Annotated in this window: 16 protein-coding genes; 7 read left to right on the top strand and 9 right to left on the bottom strand. The window is 38.5% G+C overall.

The window, feature by feature from the left end; translation table 11 throughout:
• Positions 1-141 precede the first annotated feature (141 nt).
• Complete coding sequence (locus tag J4N24_RS24460; protein ID WP_207536370.1) at positions 142-1,260, top strand: DUF4407 domain-containing protein; 1,119 nt, start codon at positions 142-144, stop codon at positions 1,258-1,260.
• Positions 1,261-1,296: 36 nt separating this feature from the next.
• The gene (locus tag J4N24_RS24465) at positions 1,297-2,595 is read left to right on the top strand and encodes a M20/M25/M40 family metallo-hydrolase (protein ID WP_242691798.1); all 1,299 of its coding nucleotides are present in this window, start codon (positions 1,297-1,299) and stop codon (positions 2,593-2,595) included.
• A 4-nt stretch (positions 2,596-2,599) separates the two neighbouring features.
• Here the strand turns inward: J4N24_RS24465 and J4N24_RS24470 are convergent, their stop codons facing one another.
• Both J4N24_RS24470 and J4N24_RS24475 read right to left on the bottom strand, forming a co-directional pair.
• Positions 2,600-3,088 carry a GNAT family N-acetyltransferase gene (locus J4N24_RS24470; protein WP_207536371.1) on the bottom strand — a complete coding sequence of 163 codons (489 nt, stop codon included), beginning with the start codon at positions 3,086-3,088 and terminating at the stop codon, positions 2,600-2,602.
• Complete coding sequence (locus tag J4N24_RS24475) at positions 3,089-3,655, bottom strand: thiamine pyrophosphokinase (protein ID WP_207536372.1); 567 nt, start codon at positions 3,653-3,655, stop codon at positions 3,089-3,091.
• 86 nt (positions 3,656-3,741) lie between these two features.
• Here J4N24_RS24475 and J4N24_RS24480 point away from each other — a divergent pair, with 86 nt between their 5' ends.
• Both J4N24_RS24480 and J4N24_RS24485 read left to right on the top strand, forming a co-directional pair.
• The gene (locus tag J4N24_RS24480) at positions 3,742-4,254 is read left to right on the top strand and encodes an RNA polymerase sigma factor (RefSeq protein WP_242691799.1); all 513 of its coding nucleotides are present in this window, start codon (positions 3,742-3,744) and stop codon (positions 4,252-4,254) included.
• Positions 4,255-4,256: 2 nt separating this feature from the next.
• Positions 4,257-4,901, top strand: a complete 645-nt coding sequence (locus J4N24_RS24485) for a hypothetical protein (RefSeq protein ID WP_207536373.1) — start codon at positions 4,257-4,259, stop codon at positions 4,899-4,901.
• Between the two features lie 18 nt (positions 4,902-4,919).
• Here the strand turns inward: J4N24_RS24485 and J4N24_RS24490 are convergent, their stop codons facing one another.
• From J4N24_RS24490 to J4N24_RS24510, 5 genes are all read right to left on the bottom strand, one after another.
• A complete protein-coding gene (locus tag J4N24_RS24490; RefSeq protein ID WP_207536374.1) occupies positions 4,920-5,990 on the bottom strand; it encodes a PA0069 family radical SAM protein in 1,071 nt (356 codons plus the stop codon).
• Positions 5,991-6,026: 36 nt separating this feature from the next.
• Entirely contained in the window at positions 6,027-6,668 is a 642-nt protein-coding gene (locus J4N24_RS24495; RefSeq protein WP_207536375.1) for a response regulator, read from the bottom strand.
• A gap of 7 nt (positions 6,669-6,675) precedes the next feature.
• A complete protein-coding gene (locus tag J4N24_RS24500) occupies positions 6,676-7,326 on the bottom strand; it encodes a sensor histidine kinase (protein WP_207536376.1) in 651 nt (216 codons plus the stop codon).
• A 77-nt stretch (positions 7,327-7,403) separates the two neighbouring features.
• The gene (locus J4N24_RS24505; RefSeq protein WP_207536377.1) at positions 7,404-8,033 is read right to left on the bottom strand and encodes a hypothetical protein; all 630 of its coding nucleotides are present in this window, start codon (positions 8,031-8,033) and stop codon (positions 7,404-7,406) included.
• Between the two features lie 9 nt (positions 8,034-8,042).
• Positions 8,043-8,417: a hypothetical protein gene (locus tag J4N24_RS24510; protein ID WP_207536378.1), complete on the bottom strand. Its 375-nt coding sequence runs from the start codon at positions 8,415-8,417 to the stop codon at positions 8,043-8,045.
• 282 nt (positions 8,418-8,699) lie between these two features.
• Between J4N24_RS24510 and J4N24_RS24515 the strand changes: the two genes are divergently transcribed.
• Positions 8,700-8,837 carry a hypothetical protein gene (locus J4N24_RS24515; RefSeq protein WP_207536379.1) on the top strand — a complete coding sequence of 46 codons (138 nt, stop codon included), beginning with the start codon at positions 8,700-8,702 and terminating at the stop codon, positions 8,835-8,837.
• Between the two features lie 7 nt (positions 8,838-8,844).
• Here J4N24_RS24515 and J4N24_RS24520 read toward each other — a convergent pair whose 3' ends face one another.
• Positions 8,845-10,437 (bottom strand): PspC domain-containing protein, encoded by a 1,593-nt coding sequence (locus tag J4N24_RS24520; RefSeq protein ID WP_242691800.1) that lies wholly within the window; start codon positions 10,435-10,437, stop codon positions 8,845-8,847.
• A 20-nt stretch (positions 10,438-10,457) separates the two neighbouring features.
• Positions 10,458-10,799 carry a PadR family transcriptional regulator gene (locus J4N24_RS24525; protein WP_207536380.1) on the bottom strand — a complete coding sequence of 114 codons (342 nt, stop codon included), beginning with the start codon at positions 10,797-10,799 and terminating at the stop codon, positions 10,458-10,460.
• A gap of 216 nt (positions 10,800-11,015) precedes the next feature.
• Here J4N24_RS24525 and J4N24_RS24530 point away from each other — a divergent pair, with 216 nt between their 5' ends.
• A complete protein-coding gene (locus tag J4N24_RS24530) occupies positions 11,016-14,054 on the top strand; it encodes a SusC/RagA family TonB-linked outer membrane protein (protein ID WP_207536381.1) in 3,039 nt (1,012 codons plus the stop codon).
• Between the two features lie 7 nt (positions 14,055-14,061).
• A complete protein-coding gene (locus J4N24_RS24535; RefSeq protein ID WP_207536382.1) occupies positions 14,062-15,555 on the top strand; it encodes a RagB/SusD family nutrient uptake outer membrane protein in 1,494 nt (497 codons plus the stop codon).
• Positions 15,556-15,866 lie beyond the last annotated feature (311 nt).

Consider the following 15,866-nt stretch of genomic DNA (forward strand, 5'->3'; position numbering starts at 1 on the left):
CGTTAAGGATTTTGGAGTTCAAATATAGGATTAATACAAATTGTATAAAGGTTTAAGGCTCAGCAAACAATTTATTTTACTTTCACTTGTAACAAGTAGTATCGCTGGTCGTTTTATTAAATATTTATTCTCTACGCTTTCATGAAGAAAATTAACGATTTTTTCTGGTTTTGTTCAGGCGCACATATTGGTACACTTAAACGATTTCCAACAGAACACAATAAATACGTAGGCATTGGTGCCACTATCTTTTTTACAGCCTTATTTGCTGCATTGTCGGGAGGTTATGCTATGTACTTTGTCTTTTCAGGAAGTACTGGTGCCGTATTTTTCGCTTTGCTTTTCGGTGCGTTATGGGGGCTGGCGATCTTCAATATGGACCGTTATATCGTATCAAGCATCAGCAAGAATGCCTCCACAAATAAACAGATTCTTCAGGCTACCCCGCGTGTTCTTCTAGCCATTATGATTGGTATTGTGATTTCCCGGCCGTTGGAATTGAAGATCTTTGACAAAGAGATCAGGCAAAAACTCAAGATCAGTTATCTGGGAGGACAACGATCTAAACTCGATACCTTAAATAGCACTTTTGCTAAAAAATACTCTGCAGAATTAGGTAAGATAGTAGATTTAAGAGCAGAAAGAGATTCTTTAACGAATGATATCAATCGTTCGCGATATCAATTGAATCAGGAGATCTTTGGTGATAAAACTAACCAGACTTCTGGTAAAGTAGGTTATGGTACTTATGCTAAGCAGAAGGAAGCCGTTTTGACTCAAAAAATGACCAGACTGGAAGCTGTAAGGTCTGAAATGGCGAAGATGGAGGAATTGATCACCCGAAGAAAAGAACTGGAAGGTATTGCTTCTGAACGTATGTTTAGTGGGAAGCAACTCGATAGTCTGGCGGATGTGGCTGGTTTTGCTGATCGTAACTGGGCTCTCGGTCAATTAAGTTTTAATAATGATGGAAGCAGGGATACAGGAACATATCTGGCCATTACTTTTATTGGCTTGTTATTTATTCTGTTTGAATGTCTCCCTGTTTTTGTAAAGCTGATGAGCAATAGAGGACCGTATGACATAGCTTTACAAAATGTTGAAGATTCGTCCGTTTATGGTTCGTTTAAAGATAAAGATGCAGATGTTGCGGTGGTTGATGGTGTATATGATACGAAGGTAGAAACGGAAATTGATAAGCAGAAGAAGATAATAAGAGGTCGTTCTGCCCGTGAACTAGAAAATTATTCCTGGGATTAAAATACATTTGCTACTAAATTCACTCCTCTGATCTATATGATGAAACGATTTCTTTCTGTCGTGGGATTTGCTGCTGTTCTTAGCGCTTGTTCTGTTCAAAAGCCTACACAACTTGTAAAAGACAAGGACGTGGAACGCATAATAAAAACACTTTCTGCTGATGATATGCAAGGACGCGGTATTTTTACCCCTGGAATAGATAGAGCGGCAAGTTTTATTGAGGCAGAGTTCAAGGCGATCGGATTAAAGCCACTAAATGGACTCTCCGGCTTTAGGCAGGATTTTTCAATGAACAGGATCGCACCTGCTTCTTATCAGATTAGTATTAACGGAAAAGCGGTAGAGAAGGAAAACGTGTTCTATATTTCAGATAAGCCTTCCTTGAGTTGGAGCAAGCCAACAGAAGTGGAAATCCAGTATATTAAGGCAAATGAATCCTTTACCAGCAGGTATAAAGCAATAATGCAATTGAATAAACCTGTTTTGGTTTATGTAGACGAGGCGCTATTCTCTGCCTTTAAGCGGTTCCGCGACCATTATATGGAAGAAAGGGTTGTAGGTGAATTTAGTCCTGTAGATGCCGTTTTTGTTCTTGGCAATGAAAATTCGGTTGAATCCTTTTCAATTAACCTTACGAACACGATCAGTAAGGCTCCGCTTTTCAATGTAGCGGGAATGCTGCCTGGTAGATCCAAAGCAAATGAATACGTTATTTTTTCTGGTCATTATGATCACTTAGGTGTTATCGAAGCGGTTGAAGGAGATTCTATAGCCAATGGTGCAGATGACGATGCTTCCGGTATTACGGCAGTTATAAGTCTTGCTAAGTACTATAAGCAGTTAAATAATAATGAGCGCACCTTGATCTTTGCGGCCTTTACTGCCGAGGAAGTAGGGGGTATTGGTTCGCAATATTTTTCGAGGCAACAAAATCCGGATTCCGTAATGGCTATGTTTAATATCGAAATGATAGGGAAAGATTCGAAGTTTGGGAAGAACTCGGCCTTTATAACCGGGTATGAGAAATCAGATTTCGGTCAGATCCTTCAGAAGAACCTTCAAGGTACTGAATTCAAATTCCATCCAGATCCTTATCCAGAGCAGAATTTATTCTACAGGAGTGATAACGCAACCCTCGCCGCCCAAGGTGTTCCTGCTCATACGATTTCCACCGATCAAATAGACCAGGATAAGTTTTATCACACAGTAAATGATGAACTTTCTACACTAGACATTGCAAATATCGTCTCAACCATTAAAGCAATTGCCCTAAGTTCAAGAAGCATAGTAGCCGGTACAGATACTCCACGGAGGATTGAAAAACTTAAAGAGTAAGAGACTAGTTTTCGACCAAAGTTTTTCTCATCACGTAATCATTCAAGACAAAATGATGGTAAGGTATATCTACTTCTTCAAGAATTTCGAAACCTATGCGCGTGTAGAAATTAAGTGCAGGATTATTTCGATTTACGTTCAGATCAAGAAAGCTTGCCTTTGCTCCTTTTGCTTCATTCTCTATAAAACTTAGCAGTTTAGATCCTACTCCTTTTCCTTGTTGAGAGCTAAGAATGTAGAGTTTATGGACCTTATAAGCAGGCAGGTTTGGCGTAAATGAGGCAAAGCCAACAGATTCCTCGTTCTCTTCTGCCAGAATAAAAATGGCCCCTGCTTGAATTTGCTGCTTCAATGAGGCGATAGAATAGATGTCAGCCAACATGAAATCTATTTGTTCATTACTTAGTATCCCCTTATAAGCCTGGTTCCAGATTTCTTCTGCCAGTTTATTTACTGTGTCAAGATCTTCCAGACGTGCTGTTCGAATATTCATTTATAATGCTTCTCCTACAAAAGTAAAGGGTTGTTCGAAGGTAAGGGTATAAAAGCCATCTTTCTCTGTCCTATACTTCTGCTCTGTCATTTTTATTAAGCCAGAGGTCTTAAGGTTCTTTACTCCATGTAAGATAGTTATTTCTTCTCCTTCTGCTTTCCACTTACTGAATCCTGAGTTGACTGGGAAGATGCGTTGATGCGGTGTCAAAACCACCAGGTTAATTCTCCCTATGTATAGAATATAGTCTTTTTCACAAAAGCTAGCGTCTATAATGTTTACAGAAGGGTATTGCTCGCCCACCAGATACTTCAGTGCATCTTGAAGGGGATTATTTTCAGTGCGAATGATTAAAGTGCTTTCTTGAAGATGGGTATGAAGCGGAGAGGTAACGATGGCATCAACCTTAATACCCAGGGAATCCACATGTTCGTATTCAGATTGGCTCGCGATAACCGTAGGGCTCCACTCCAGTAGCTGGCCCAGGTGCTCGAAATCGAAGTCAGTTAAATCCATGATCAAAAGGGCAGGTTCCTGCTTATCGCGCACTATATGATGTGATGACATACAACAAATTTATAGAAGAATTTAATAACAGATAAAATTATAATTTGCTGTAAGAATTGCAAACCAGCAGCGACTAACTAATAAAATTGAATCAGTTCAATTCAAACTCTAAAGTATTGAAAGAAGAATTTCTACAGGCGATTGATGAACATCAGGGTATTATCCTTAAGGTTTGCAGAATGTACTGTTCGGATAATTCGGACGCAGAAGACTTATATCAGGATATTCTTTTAGCTCTGTGGAAGGCTTGGCCTAAGTTCAGGAGAGATGCGAAGATCAGTACCTGGATGTATAGGGTAGGTTTGAATCAGGCTATCAGCAGATTAAGGAATTCAAAAAGAAATGTTCCACGTGAATCCTTAAATTTTGTTCATGATACTATTCCGGCAAATGAACAAAATCGCCTGGATATACAATTCGACAAGGAACTACAGACTGCAATAGCAGCTTTAGGTAGGTTTGATAGGGCTCTTTTAATGCTATATCTGGATGAGAAGACTTACAGGGAAATAGCAGAAATTTTAGGTGTTTCTGAAAGCAATGTGGGGGTTAAAATTAATCGCATAAAAAAACAGTTGAAGGAGAAGATTAAGCCTTGATTATGGAGTTAGACGAATTAAAAGCCAGGTGGCAACAGGAATCAGAAAAAAATATAGACATAAATAATCAATCTATGGAACAGTTAGAGACAATTTTGAGACAAAAGACTTCAAGTACGCTTGGTCATATTAAAGAAAAGTACAAAGGGATAATTTCCTATCTAATGGTGGGACTTTTACTTAATATTATTGTAAGTCCTTTTTTGCATTTCCTTTTGGGAGATGAGGGCCCGGTATTCCGCTTAACCTTTAATGGTTTATTCGCCCTGGTTACATTTCTAACACTGGGCTTGATCGTAGTATTTTTTTATTGGCTCAAGTACTCGGCATTTAATACAGAGGTAGCTGATACTGATGTGAGAACGACCTTAGAACAAAAGATCAGAGCATTGAGAAGGTCTTTAAGGCATGAGCTTACCCTCATTATAGGCATTTTTATTAGCATTTTTATTATTGGAAGAGCTAGCTCACAGTATTTAGGTAATGGCAGCTTTAGTGATATTTTCAGGAAAGACATCCTTCTTTCTTTAGGTGCCGGAGTGCTTATTCTTATCTTTTACATAGTAAAAAGGGTAAAGGCATATAATAGTTATATTAGGAAGCTAGAAGAGTATTTAGCGGAGTTTGAGGATAAAGGAAGTTTCTAGTTCAGATAAAGAGCAGCCTCAAAATAAATCCATTTGTTTCCCTCCTTTGGGCGTAAACAAACTTAGATTGTAAGAAGGCATATTTCTTTCTTTTAAAAACCTGTTAACAGAGATTTTAAAAAGTTGATGTATGCTTTCTGCAATTTTTCCATCTCCCCGCATCCTATTTCCCCAGCGACTGTCGTTTAAACTTCCGCCATGACAGCTGGCAATCATATTCAATACTTTCTCTGCCCGGTCCGGATAGGCTTTGTTTACCCAATCGGTAAATATTTCAGCTATAGCTCCATTCAATCGTACCAGAGTAAATATAGCATCCTTAATTCCTTCATCGGCTGCTGCTTTTATTAACGTTGGAATTTCATCACTATTGAGGCCTGGCACTATCGGGGCCATCATTAACCTTACGGGAATATTTTCTGAAGCCAGTTTGTTAATCACCATTAATCTGCTTTGAGCGGTAACCGTCCGAGGTTCCATCTTTTGCCTTAGGCTTTCATTAAGTGAGTTTATAGTCACCGTTACATGCACAAGATTGAGTTTTGCCAGTTCTTTAAGTAGATCGATGTCTCTTGTTATAAGGTTGTTTTTGCTTATAAGGCTTACGGGATGTTTATATTTTAAGAATACCTCCAGGAGAGATCGTGTAATTTTTAGCTTTCGTTCAATGGGCTGGTAGCAGTCAGTATTGCCAGACAGCATGATTGGTTGAGGTTCGTAACCCTTTTTATTGAAGAACTGTTCCAGTAGGGATGCTGCATTTCGCTTTACGATTATTTTTCGCTCAAAGTCAAGACCAGCGCTAAAACCGTAGTATTCATGTGAATTGCGGGCGTAACAGTAGATACAGCCATGTTCACAGCCTTGGTAAGGATTTATGGAAAAATTAAAGTTAAGGTCTGGACTGTTAGAAATACTAACAATACTTTTTGCATCCTCTTCGATCAGTTGGGTTGTAACATTCTCATGCAACTGTTCGTCGAGTCCCTCAATATGCTCAGTGATATATTTATTTTTTAAAAAACGGTTATGAGTATTAACCTGCGCACCTCTTCCCTTAAAATATTCGCTATTATCTTCAAACGGCATTATACAAAATTGCTAATAATATTAGCAATTTGCAATTTAAGTGAGGTTGTTTTTTACCGCATATAAGGCTAATCCAACCCGGCTTTTCACCTGTAATTTCTCGAATAAGCTATCGCGGTAATTATCTATGGTCCTTACACTTACAGACATCTCGTCGGCAATTTCTTTGTAAGTGAGTTCTGTGGCAATGTATTTTAAGAATTCCAGCTCACGCTGATTAAGTTCTGTTTTTGATGAAACAACATCTGCTTCTGGTTTTTGAAGCTGTTTCATCATATGTTCAGTAACAAACTGAGGATAATAATATCTCCCGGCGGCTACTGTATCCAGGGCTGCTTTAAATTCTTCAGGCTCGCTATCTTTGAGTAAGTAGCCTTTTATTCCATGCTTGAGAAGAGTAAGCACCGTTTTTTCATCTTCAGCCATTGAAAGGATGATTGTTTTAATACCTGGCTCGAAGGTATGCAGCCATTTTGCGGTGCTTACTCCATCCATCACGGGCATACTCAAATCCAGGAATAACACTTCGGGTTTTTCTCCTGAATTCAGCTTCTTAATAAAATCGTCGCCGTTACTGGCTTCAAGAATTATTTCATACTCTTTGAAATGTTTGATCAGACTTTTTATCCCACTTCTAAATAGGTTATGATCATCTACAAGCGCAACCTTAATTGGCATTTAGAATTTATTTGTCGGTTTTAATCTCTAAACTAATTTTTGTACCCGACCCAGGAGAGCTTACAACATCCAGTTTTGCCCCTATCAGTTTTGCTCTATAGTTAATACTTCGTAGACCAAGACCCTCTTTTAGGGTGTCAATTTCAAAGCCTTTTCCGTCGTCGGTAATACTTATAGTTAATAAAGATAGTCCATAAATCAATTCCACAAAAACATTTTTTGCTTCAGCATGCTTCAAAATATTGTTTATGCACTCCTGAAAGATCCTAAAAAGGAATATTTCGGTTTGAGGATCAAAGGTATGCGCATCCCCTTCCTGCTGAAATTGTAACTGTAGAGTTGTGCTTTTTTTGAGGCGTTCCACTTCAGTTAAGATAAGTTCTGCAATAGATTTCCCTCCTAAAGCTTCTGAGTGCATACTATGAGCCAAGCTGCGAACATCTTTAATTACTTGAGCAACCAGGTTTTTAGTCTCCTTTAACTCAGGATCGGGATTTAACGCAAGATTTAGTTTGATAACAGAAAGTAATTGTCCAATATGGTCGTGGATCTCTGCAGCGATATTATTCATCGTTTGGTCTTTGATCTCCAACTCAGATTTAAGGAGCTCCTGATTGAAGGCCTGCTCCATCTCCTTTATCTGGTGTTGATGCCTCAAATATCTTTTTTGATAAGAAAGAACGAAGAATACGATCGTGGATACAAGCAGGAACATTAAAAATGTCCCTGATAGAATTATGAGAGTGATTTCCGAGATGTCGCTGAGCATATAAATCCAATACTATATAAACTATACATAATGATATTCAAAATATGAATAATGGTATATAACTGTTTTGCCAGATCCATACTTACATGCATTATATAGTTAAGCAATCCCATAAAAAAGATATTGCATGGATAGAACACAAGTATTCCGGTACTTATCCAGAACATGGGTACGCGCAGCAATGGTTCAGGGTTGTTGTCATTTAGTAATTGATGATAGAATAGTAACACCGTAACAGTAACTAACATGCAGGAAAAGGCAAAGGTGTAGTTATTGAAAGTGTTAAGTCCCTGGAAAAATAGCCAGTTGCTTAGATATATCAGAGCTGTGACTCCAGCAAATAGAAGCAATAAGTTCTTTATTTTATGAGAAAAAAATAAGCGTCTGTATAGAAGAAAAATAGATGAAAATTCAATTACACCAAAAAGGTTAAACATCCAAAGATTATTCTTTAGGAAATGCCCTACAATTTCTACGATTGCAGTAAGAACAAGAAGTAAAGCAAAGCCCTTTAGATGGAAGGGTGACCTTTTAAAATGGTAAAGCCCTATCAAGGCGCTTAGAAAAATTGTGATAAGGTAAATTTGTTTTAACATTCCAGTCTGTTAACAGAGGGGTGGACACATGGCGCCATTGTCATAAGCAATAACGTTATCCTTATCCACCTCAAGTGAATCATCATTTGTTGCAGTTAAAATCACATTATGCAGTCCTACACACTCATCTGGGATAGGAACGCCCTGCCGGTCTTCTGGCACTACGCCGTAATGGATTTCAAGGCCAAATTTATCAGAATTTTCTTCTGTTGCCCCTGCTGCCTTAAATAATTCATCAATGGTCTTTTTGGAGAACCAGATTTTTCTGGTGTCGTCAATACCAAGTTGTTCTTTGATCAGATTTAATCTTTTCTGTTGATACTCATCTTTCATCGCTTGATAAAGCGAAGTGGGAATTGGGCTTCCCGGCTTTCTTTCTGCCATAAAAATTGTTGGGTTAATGAATGTGTAAAGTTATTTTACAGCAACGAAAAAAGGAAAAGGTTTTTTAACCCTGCAGGAATGGATGTTGGGAGGAGGCCATAGGCTGTTAAGGTTCGGGTTTCACGTTCTTAAAATAGGGTGTTTTACCTAATTGATCGATAATGCTTTTAGGCTGAGATTTGTGTTAACGTTTTGCCCTCATCTACCTATTGGCTTAAATTATCCCAACTGTTTTATTACAGTTGGGATGCAAGAGCCTTATTAAACCAAACAATTATTGTTATGAACTGGAAAAAAGGTTTTTACATTTTACTCGGCATTGTTGGAGTAGTATTATTAATGACTAAGATCGGAAACAGCAGCAGTCCTGATGTATTAGACAGGTATTCATTATTCACTACTCACGCTAAAGCTAAGTAGTACTTCTTTAATGTACTACCTGAGTTGAATCTTGCTGATCATTGTCTTTGTTAAGGTCTTTGCTGCACTTCAAGCCTCCTTCTGTCATTATTACATCTAATGGGCTAGACCAGTCATCCTCTTTCGTCTGGCAATCCCAGACATTAACATTTCTTATGTGTTGAGCAACTTCGCGATCTATTAATAATCGTGTTCCCAATGGGATCTTCACTATCAGGTTTAGTTCCTGAGCGCGAAATGGTATTTGATTATTTATTTTGAAGTGCTTATCAAACGTAAGCGTTGAATCTTGTTCAATCCACGTATATGCAATGCTCTGTGCATTTTTCAACGCCGCTTCTAGATTTTTTCCCCTGGCTTTGTATTGTTTCACAAGGATGGGAGTACTTGAATCACTATTTTCAATGTTGATATCTACATCCAGATTATCGTCGAAGCCCTCGTCGTCATCACTGATGATCTGGCCTTTAAAATTCTGGTTGAGGTTCAGGCTTAAACTATCCTGTCTGCTTAGAGACCTGCTGCGGTTAAGTTTTAAATGATAAGTGCCTTGTTTAGTGATTGGAACTTCTTGTTCGATGGCCGCATCTACTTTAAACTCGGATGCAATTTTAGAACCATAATAAACGGCCATCCCAAATCCGGTCAACCATAGGATGAGCATGGCAAATGCGCCGGTTTTAGAAATAAGCCTGTAATTAAAGATTACGCGAATGGCAAAAGATATTAAAGCGATAAGAGGGATTGAAAGAAGGACAAATGCGCTAAAAATAACTTCAGATTGATATCGGGGACTAACTGTGTTTAATATAAAATTATAAGCTTCTCCGTCTTTAAAGAATCCGATACCAAAAATTAGAGCTCCTATAAGTCCAATAAGTGCCATAGAGCCAGCAATAGCGATAAATAAACCCAAGGTTTTTACCACTATTTTCACAATTCGCCCAATAAAGTTAACAATGCTGCTGATTGCACTACCAATAGAATCGCCGGTCCTTGAATGGCTACCCATTCTCTCATTTCTGTTAAAGCTATCGCCATCGGTCTCAAAGTTTTTTTTGAAGCTTTGTAAATTAATGGGTTCTCCCTTCATTGCCATTTTCTCTTGCCTGCTGCGTGCTTCGGGTACTACTATCCATAGAATGGCATAAAGTATAACGGTTGTGCCGGTTGTAAAAGCTAAAATGACCATAATTATTCTTATCCATTTAGCCTCAATATCCAGGTAGTAACCCAAGCCAGAACATACCCCTGCTATATGTTTATCATCCGGGTCGCGTAAAAGACGTTTTTCTGTAGAAGTTGTATTTGAAGTACTTCCTCCTTCTTCCATAGGATAGTCAAAGTCGTTCACTGAACCCATAACACCTATCACTTCTTCAACGTCCTGCAGTACGATGACTTGTTTATTTGGAGCAGCAAGACGCTCATTGAACATTTCAGCCAAACGATTTTCGATATCGGTGATGATTTCATCGCTATCCGCTGAATAGGCAAAATGCCTTTTAACTTCAGTCATATAGCTTTTCAGTACTTCGTATGCGTCTTCCTCAATGTGAAAGACAATTCCGTTTATGTTGATGATTATAGTCTTATTCATGATTTTAAGAGTTTAGTAGTTTATGTGGTGGGGGTTCTTCCTTCAAGGGAAGTGTTAACAGCAAAGACGAGTTCCGTCCAGGTATGATCGAGTTGCGTAAGTACTTCCCTTCCTGCAGGAGTGAGGGTATAGTATTTTCTTGGCGGGCCCGAAGTTGATTCTATCCAATTATATGAAAGGAGGCCATTATTCTTAAGGCGTGTTAATAAGGGATAAAGCGTTCCCTCCACAATAAGTAACCTGGCTTTTTTTAATTCGCCGATTATATCAGAGGCGTAAATTTCACCTTTTGAAATAATTGATAGAATACAATATTCAAGTATCCCCTTTCGCATTTGGGTTTGTGTATTTTCTACTATCATAACATTACAAAGATATATGTTTTGTTTGGTACTATGCAATGCATACTACCTTGTTTGTAATTTTTTTTATTTTTATAATTAAAATGTGGTCTGGTTTGTAATTTTTTAATTTTTTTAAACGAAAACATCTTTGTTTTCCAAAAATTAAGGAAACTTTAATTTGCGATAGTAGAATAAAGAGTACATTTTTATAACGGCAAAACACATAGATAAAAAATGGGCAAATTTTTATCCTGTTTACTTCTTGTGCACTTAGTGGTCCTTTCTGCTGTAGCCCAGCAGAGAAACGTTAAGGGCAGTGTCATCTCAAATGACAATAATGAAGTTCTACCAGGAGTAAGTATTAAGGTTAAAGGGAGTAGAACTGTTACGCAGACAGATGCTAATGGCGAGTTTCAACTAAATTTAGCAGGTAGCAATGATTTGGAACTGGCCTATGTGGGCTATCAAACGCTAACCATTAGGGTTGGGGAATCAGATAGCTTTATAAAGGTTAAACTTATTCCGAATGAGGCTTCTTTAAAGGAAGTTATTATTACGAGTTATAGCAGGGAGAAACGAGCTCAATTTTCTGGAGCAGCTTCTGTTCTTACTGCCCAACAGATTAATCAGGTGCCGGTTGGATCTTTTGAGCATGCATTGCAGGGGCAAGCTGCGGGAGTATATGTTACTGCAGGCTCGGGGCAACCAGGATCAGCTGCAAGGTTAATAGTAAGAGGTGTTAGTACCATTAACGGATCTACAAACCCTTTATTTATCGTAGATGATGTTCCCACAGAAAGTACTATTGTTTATGCAATAAATTCTGCCGATATACAATCTGTCACTGTTCTTAAAGATGCCGCGGCTACTGCTTTATATGGATCGCGAGGATCAAACGGCGTAGTCGTTGTCACTACAAAACGAGGAGCCGTTGGACCTCTGAAATTCAACTATAATTCTCAGTTGGGGGTAAGTGTGAAGAACAATGATAATTATAGTATGATGACTTCCGCCCAACGCCTTCAGTTTGAGGAAGAAGTAGGGCTAGAATCACCGGATACCTGGAGGAGCGTTTCTGTTCCAGGATGGAACTTCTCTGAAAGAAACCCAGCTAATCTTAATCTTTCTACGGAAGCTAAAGCTAGAAATACTGGTATCCTTGACAGCTTAAGAAATATTAATACTGACTGGCGAGACGTGTTTTTCAGGAATGGAAAATATCAGCGCCATAATGTAAGCGCAGCGGGAGGCTCTGAGAAATTTAGATTTTTCAGCTCGGGCGAGTATTTTGACCAGGATGGAATTGCTGAGGAGTCTTATATGAAACGCTACTCTTTTCGAACCAACCTCGATTTCACAGAGAAAAGATTTTCTGCTAACATAAGTCTTGGTTTGGGATACTCAAGAACAAGCGGGATAGAGAATGAAAACAACTCTTCATCCTTTAATCCTTTTGCCTCTGTTTACTATGCACTTCCTTATGAGCAACCTTATATTAATGGAATGTTGTACCATCCCGGAAATGCCAACTCTGCACCTGTTTCCATTCTGGATCAAAGGGAAGGCTCTTCAGCTATTGAGCGGATGTTGGATGGGACAAGTTCAAGTGACCTTATTAAAGCAATGTTTACCACAAAGCTTCAATATAAATTAACTAATGATCTTTATGCCACAACAACTTTAGGTGTTGACTTTCGTGATCTGGATTTTATCAGGACACTATTGACTAGACCAGTAGCAAGTTTGCCAGCAAAACTAGGTTCGTATACAGAAGTAGTGAACAGGAATCTGCAGTATGTTTCCACCTCTGGGCTTAATTATAAGAAAGCCTGGGCAAGCAGACATCAGCTTGACTTGAAGGCATTATTTGAACTAAATAGATTGAAGTTTAAGTCGACAACATTTGTTGGCAATGGGATTAATCCTAAACTGATCGGATCTCCTGCGGGGATTCCTAACAGCACATCTGCTCCTTCTATGGCTACAGGAAGCAGAACACAAAGTGCTTTAGTGTCATTGATCGGTTTAGCTAGTTATAGTTATAACCAAAAGTATTCTGTAAATGTGAATTATAGATATGATGGTTCCTCCGTCGTTGGAAGGGAAAATAGATGGACTGGCTTTTATTCTGCCGGACTTAATTGGAATGCCAAAGAGGAGAATTTCTTAAAGGATATCTATTTTCTGGATGGCTTAAAATTCAGGGGTAGCTATGGTAAAACAGGGTCACAGTTCCCAGGTAATTTTAACGCTTTTTCTACTTATGAAACTACGAAGTATAGCGGCTCAACAGGGATAGTTGCTAACTCGCCCGGAAACTCAGATTACGATTGGGAAATTACTCATCAACTTAGTACGGGAATTGATTTTTCTTTGTTGAAAAACCGGATTTACGGTTCTTTCGATTGGTATAATAAAATCTCGTCGAACTTGTTTATCGATCAGCCATTATCTTCCACCTCTGGGTTCATCACTTCAAGGATAAATGCTGGTAAAATGAGGAATAGAGGATTTGAGGGCGAACTATCAGGAGATATCGTTAGTAAGAAGGATTTCTTTTTAAGAGTAGGCGCAAGCTTTAATTATAATCAAAATAAAGTACTTGATCTTGGCCAGGTTAACGATTTTATTGTGGGCACCACTATTGTTCGTGAAGGACTCCCTTTTGGCACTCAGTACGCTGTTAAATGGGCAGGCGTTTTTATGCAGACTGGCGATGCAATGTACTATAACAGAGATGGAACTATCACCAGTACTTATGACCCGACTAATCAAAATGTTACAGGCTTCGGCTCTTATATTCCACCATTCGTTGGCGGATTTAATTCGACTATTAAATATAAAGATTTCTCTCTAAATGCTTTGTTTTCTTTTGTGAATGGATACTATCGATTAAACAATGAACCATTGTATAATGAGAGTCCCTCTTTTGCTACGTCAAATAAATCGACCGCTCTTTTGAGAAGATGGAGGAACCCTGGAGATATTACAGATATTCAGCGATATGATAGAAATAGTACACGAAGATTATCATCAAAAGATATAGAGGATGCCTCCTATATCCGTTTTCGAAATCTAACACTTGGTTATACAGTTCCTAAAGATCTGATTTCCAAAGTGGGTGTTAAAAGTGCTATGTTGTATGTGCAGGGTCAGAATTTATATACCTGGACTAAGTGGACTGGATTCGATCCGGAAGACAATAATAATATTGCCATCTTCGAATATCCAACTGCCAGAACTTTTTCTTTAGGATTGAATGTTAATTTCTAAGAGCACCATGATTAATAGATATATAAAGTGTTTGATTGCGGGTACGGTGTTTCTTACAGCTACTGCCTGTAATAAAACCCTGGATATTTTACCTACAGATACCATTGTGGCCAATGTTGCCATTCAAACTATGTCTGATTTGGATCAGGCAGTGGCCGGAGTGTACGGCACTTTGGGAAATACGAATGTGCAGTACAGAACTGTTGGTAATGCAGACATCATTCTAAGTTCTCTAATGTCTGATGAAAATTATTTGCCTGCTGAGAATGTGTCAGGAAATGGCGTTAATATGTATAAGTGGCTCCTTCATCCAGACGAACAAAATACATGGGCAAACTGGGGCAGTTCTTTGACTCCTACAAACCCGGTAATCTTCACGGGTTCAAATTATGCGGTTATAGATCGGGCTAATCGGGTCTTGCGGGTTATAGATGCGGTGCCCACAACTACTAATGAAGAGTTGATAAGAAAGGCAAGACAAAAAGCAGAGCTTTTAACAATTCGAGCTTTTTGTCATTTTAGAGTGTTAAAGAGCTACGCCGAGAATTATGAGCCGCAATCTCTCGGAATTCCTTACATGGAAAGCATCAATGACGCTCCCGGAGCTGTCAAGCCTTCACGTTTAACGGTGGGTGAAAGCTTTGAAAAAATAGAAAGTGACCTTGAGGCAGCAAGATCGATATATCCTTCTGGTACTGTAACTGATGTAACACGCCTGTCAAAGTTAGCAGTATATGCATTAAAAGCTCGTGTATTTCTATATGAGAAAAAATGGGATAGCGCGGCAGTAGCGGCAACCGAAGTCATTAATACTATACCTCTAGCAACACGTGCACAATTTCCTGGAATATGGACAGATGCTAATAATAGTGAGGTGATCTGGAAATTAAAAAAGGATGTTGATAATGATAGGATTGGTTCGTTCTACCGAACTTCTGCAGGTATAGTGGAATATGCTGCTTCGCCAAAACTTGTCAACTTATTCGATCAGGCCGCAGATATCCGCTTCGCTTCTTATATTAAAATAGATAACACCAGGGGTAACAATAAAAGTCCTTATCTGGTTAATAAGTATGCCTATAATACGACCAATGTTGGGCTTGCGGATTTAAAATTGATTAGAGTTGCCGAAATGTACCTGATAAGGGCCGAAGCTTATGCAGAGAGTTCGAATGCTCCCGGTGGTCTTGCTTTAGCAAATAGCGATCTTAATGCCTTAAGGAGTGCCAGGATTGAGAATTATGTTCCGACAAGCTATAATAAGGAAAACCTAATTGATGAGATTTACCAGGAACGCTTTAAAGAATTGGCTTTTGAGGGTCATAGATATTTTGATTTAAGAAGAAGGTCAAAGGAAATTAACAGAACCCCTCTTGCTGCAGATGATGCGGGTGGATCTAAAACTATTCTAAAACCCACAGATAAGGAATATTATCTTCCAATTCCAGGCTTTGAGTTGAGAGCTAATGAGAATATGGTTCAAAATCCTTTATATAGATAAAATAGTATTGAAATAAGCTACCGAAGCCGCTACTGAAATAGCGGCTTTTTTTATTTTTTCAAGTTTCAAATGTGAGACTGACCAAAACCAGGAATTATTCAAAAGTCAAAACTTTTCAAAATTGTTACGGTTGTATACCTTAGATAAGGCCTATTCTTATCAGACATAGTGACTTGATAATTAACGATAAAACCTTTTTTGCTAGCGGGACTTCTTGGGAAATATAAAAATTAATGCGTTTAATCATTTTTTGTTGCTGAAATAAGGGAAACCTTTGGGAAATAGTTCACAACCTTTAACTATATCTTATA

The organism is Desertivirga arenae (assembly GCF_017355785.1).
GTDB classification, from domain to species: Bacteria; Bacteroidota; Bacteroidia; order Sphingobacteriales; family Sphingobacteriaceae; genus Desertivirga; species Desertivirga arenae.

Coding starts and splice junctions, on each gene's coding strand:
- J4N24_RS24460 (WP_207536370.1), top strand. CDS start 142: ATGAAGAAAATTAACGATTTTTTCTGGTTTTGTTCAGGCGCACATATT.
- J4N24_RS24465 (WP_242691798.1), top strand. CDS start 1,297: ATGATGAAACGATTTCTTTCTGTCGTGGGATTTGCTGCTGTTCTTAGC.
- J4N24_RS24470 (WP_207536371.1), bottom strand. CDS start 3,088: ATGAATATTCGAACAGCACGTCTGGAAGATCTTGACACAGTAAATAAA.
- J4N24_RS24475 (WP_207536372.1), bottom strand. CDS start 3,655: ATGTCATCACATCATATAGTGCGCGATAAGCAGGAACCTGCCCTTTTG.
- J4N24_RS24485 (WP_207536373.1), top strand. CDS start 4,257: ATGGAGTTAGACGAATTAAAAGCCAGGTGGCAACAGGAATCAGAAAAA.
- J4N24_RS24490 (WP_207536374.1), bottom strand. CDS start 5,990: ATGCCGTTTGAAGATAATAGCGAATATTTTAAGGGAAGAGGTGCGCAG.
- J4N24_RS24495 (WP_207536375.1), bottom strand. CDS start 6,668: ATGCCAATTAAGGTTGCGCTTGTAGATGATCATAACCTATTTAGAAGT.
- J4N24_RS24505 (WP_207536377.1), bottom strand. CDS start 8,033: ATGTTAAAACAAATTTACCTTATCACAATTTTTCTAAGCGCCTTGATA.
- J4N24_RS24510 (WP_207536378.1), bottom strand. CDS start 8,417: ATGGCAGAAAGAAAGCCGGGAAGCCCAATTCCCACTTCGCTTTATCAA.
- J4N24_RS24515 (WP_207536379.1), top strand. CDS start 8,700: ATGAACTGGAAAAAAGGTTTTTACATTTTACTCGGCATTGTTGGAGTA.
- J4N24_RS24520 (WP_242691800.1), bottom strand. CDS start 10,437: ATGAATAAGACTATAATCATCAACATAAACGGAATTGTCTTTCACATT.
- J4N24_RS24525 (WP_207536380.1), bottom strand. CDS start 10,799: ATGATAGTAGAAAATACACAAACCCAAATGCGAAAGGGGATACTTGAA.
- J4N24_RS24530 (WP_207536381.1), top strand. CDS start 11,016: ATGGGCAAATTTTTATCCTGTTTACTTCTTGTGCACTTAGTGGTCCTT.
- J4N24_RS24535 (WP_207536382.1), top strand. CDS start 14,062: ATGATTAATAGATATATAAAGTGTTTGATTGCGGGTACGGTGTTTCTT.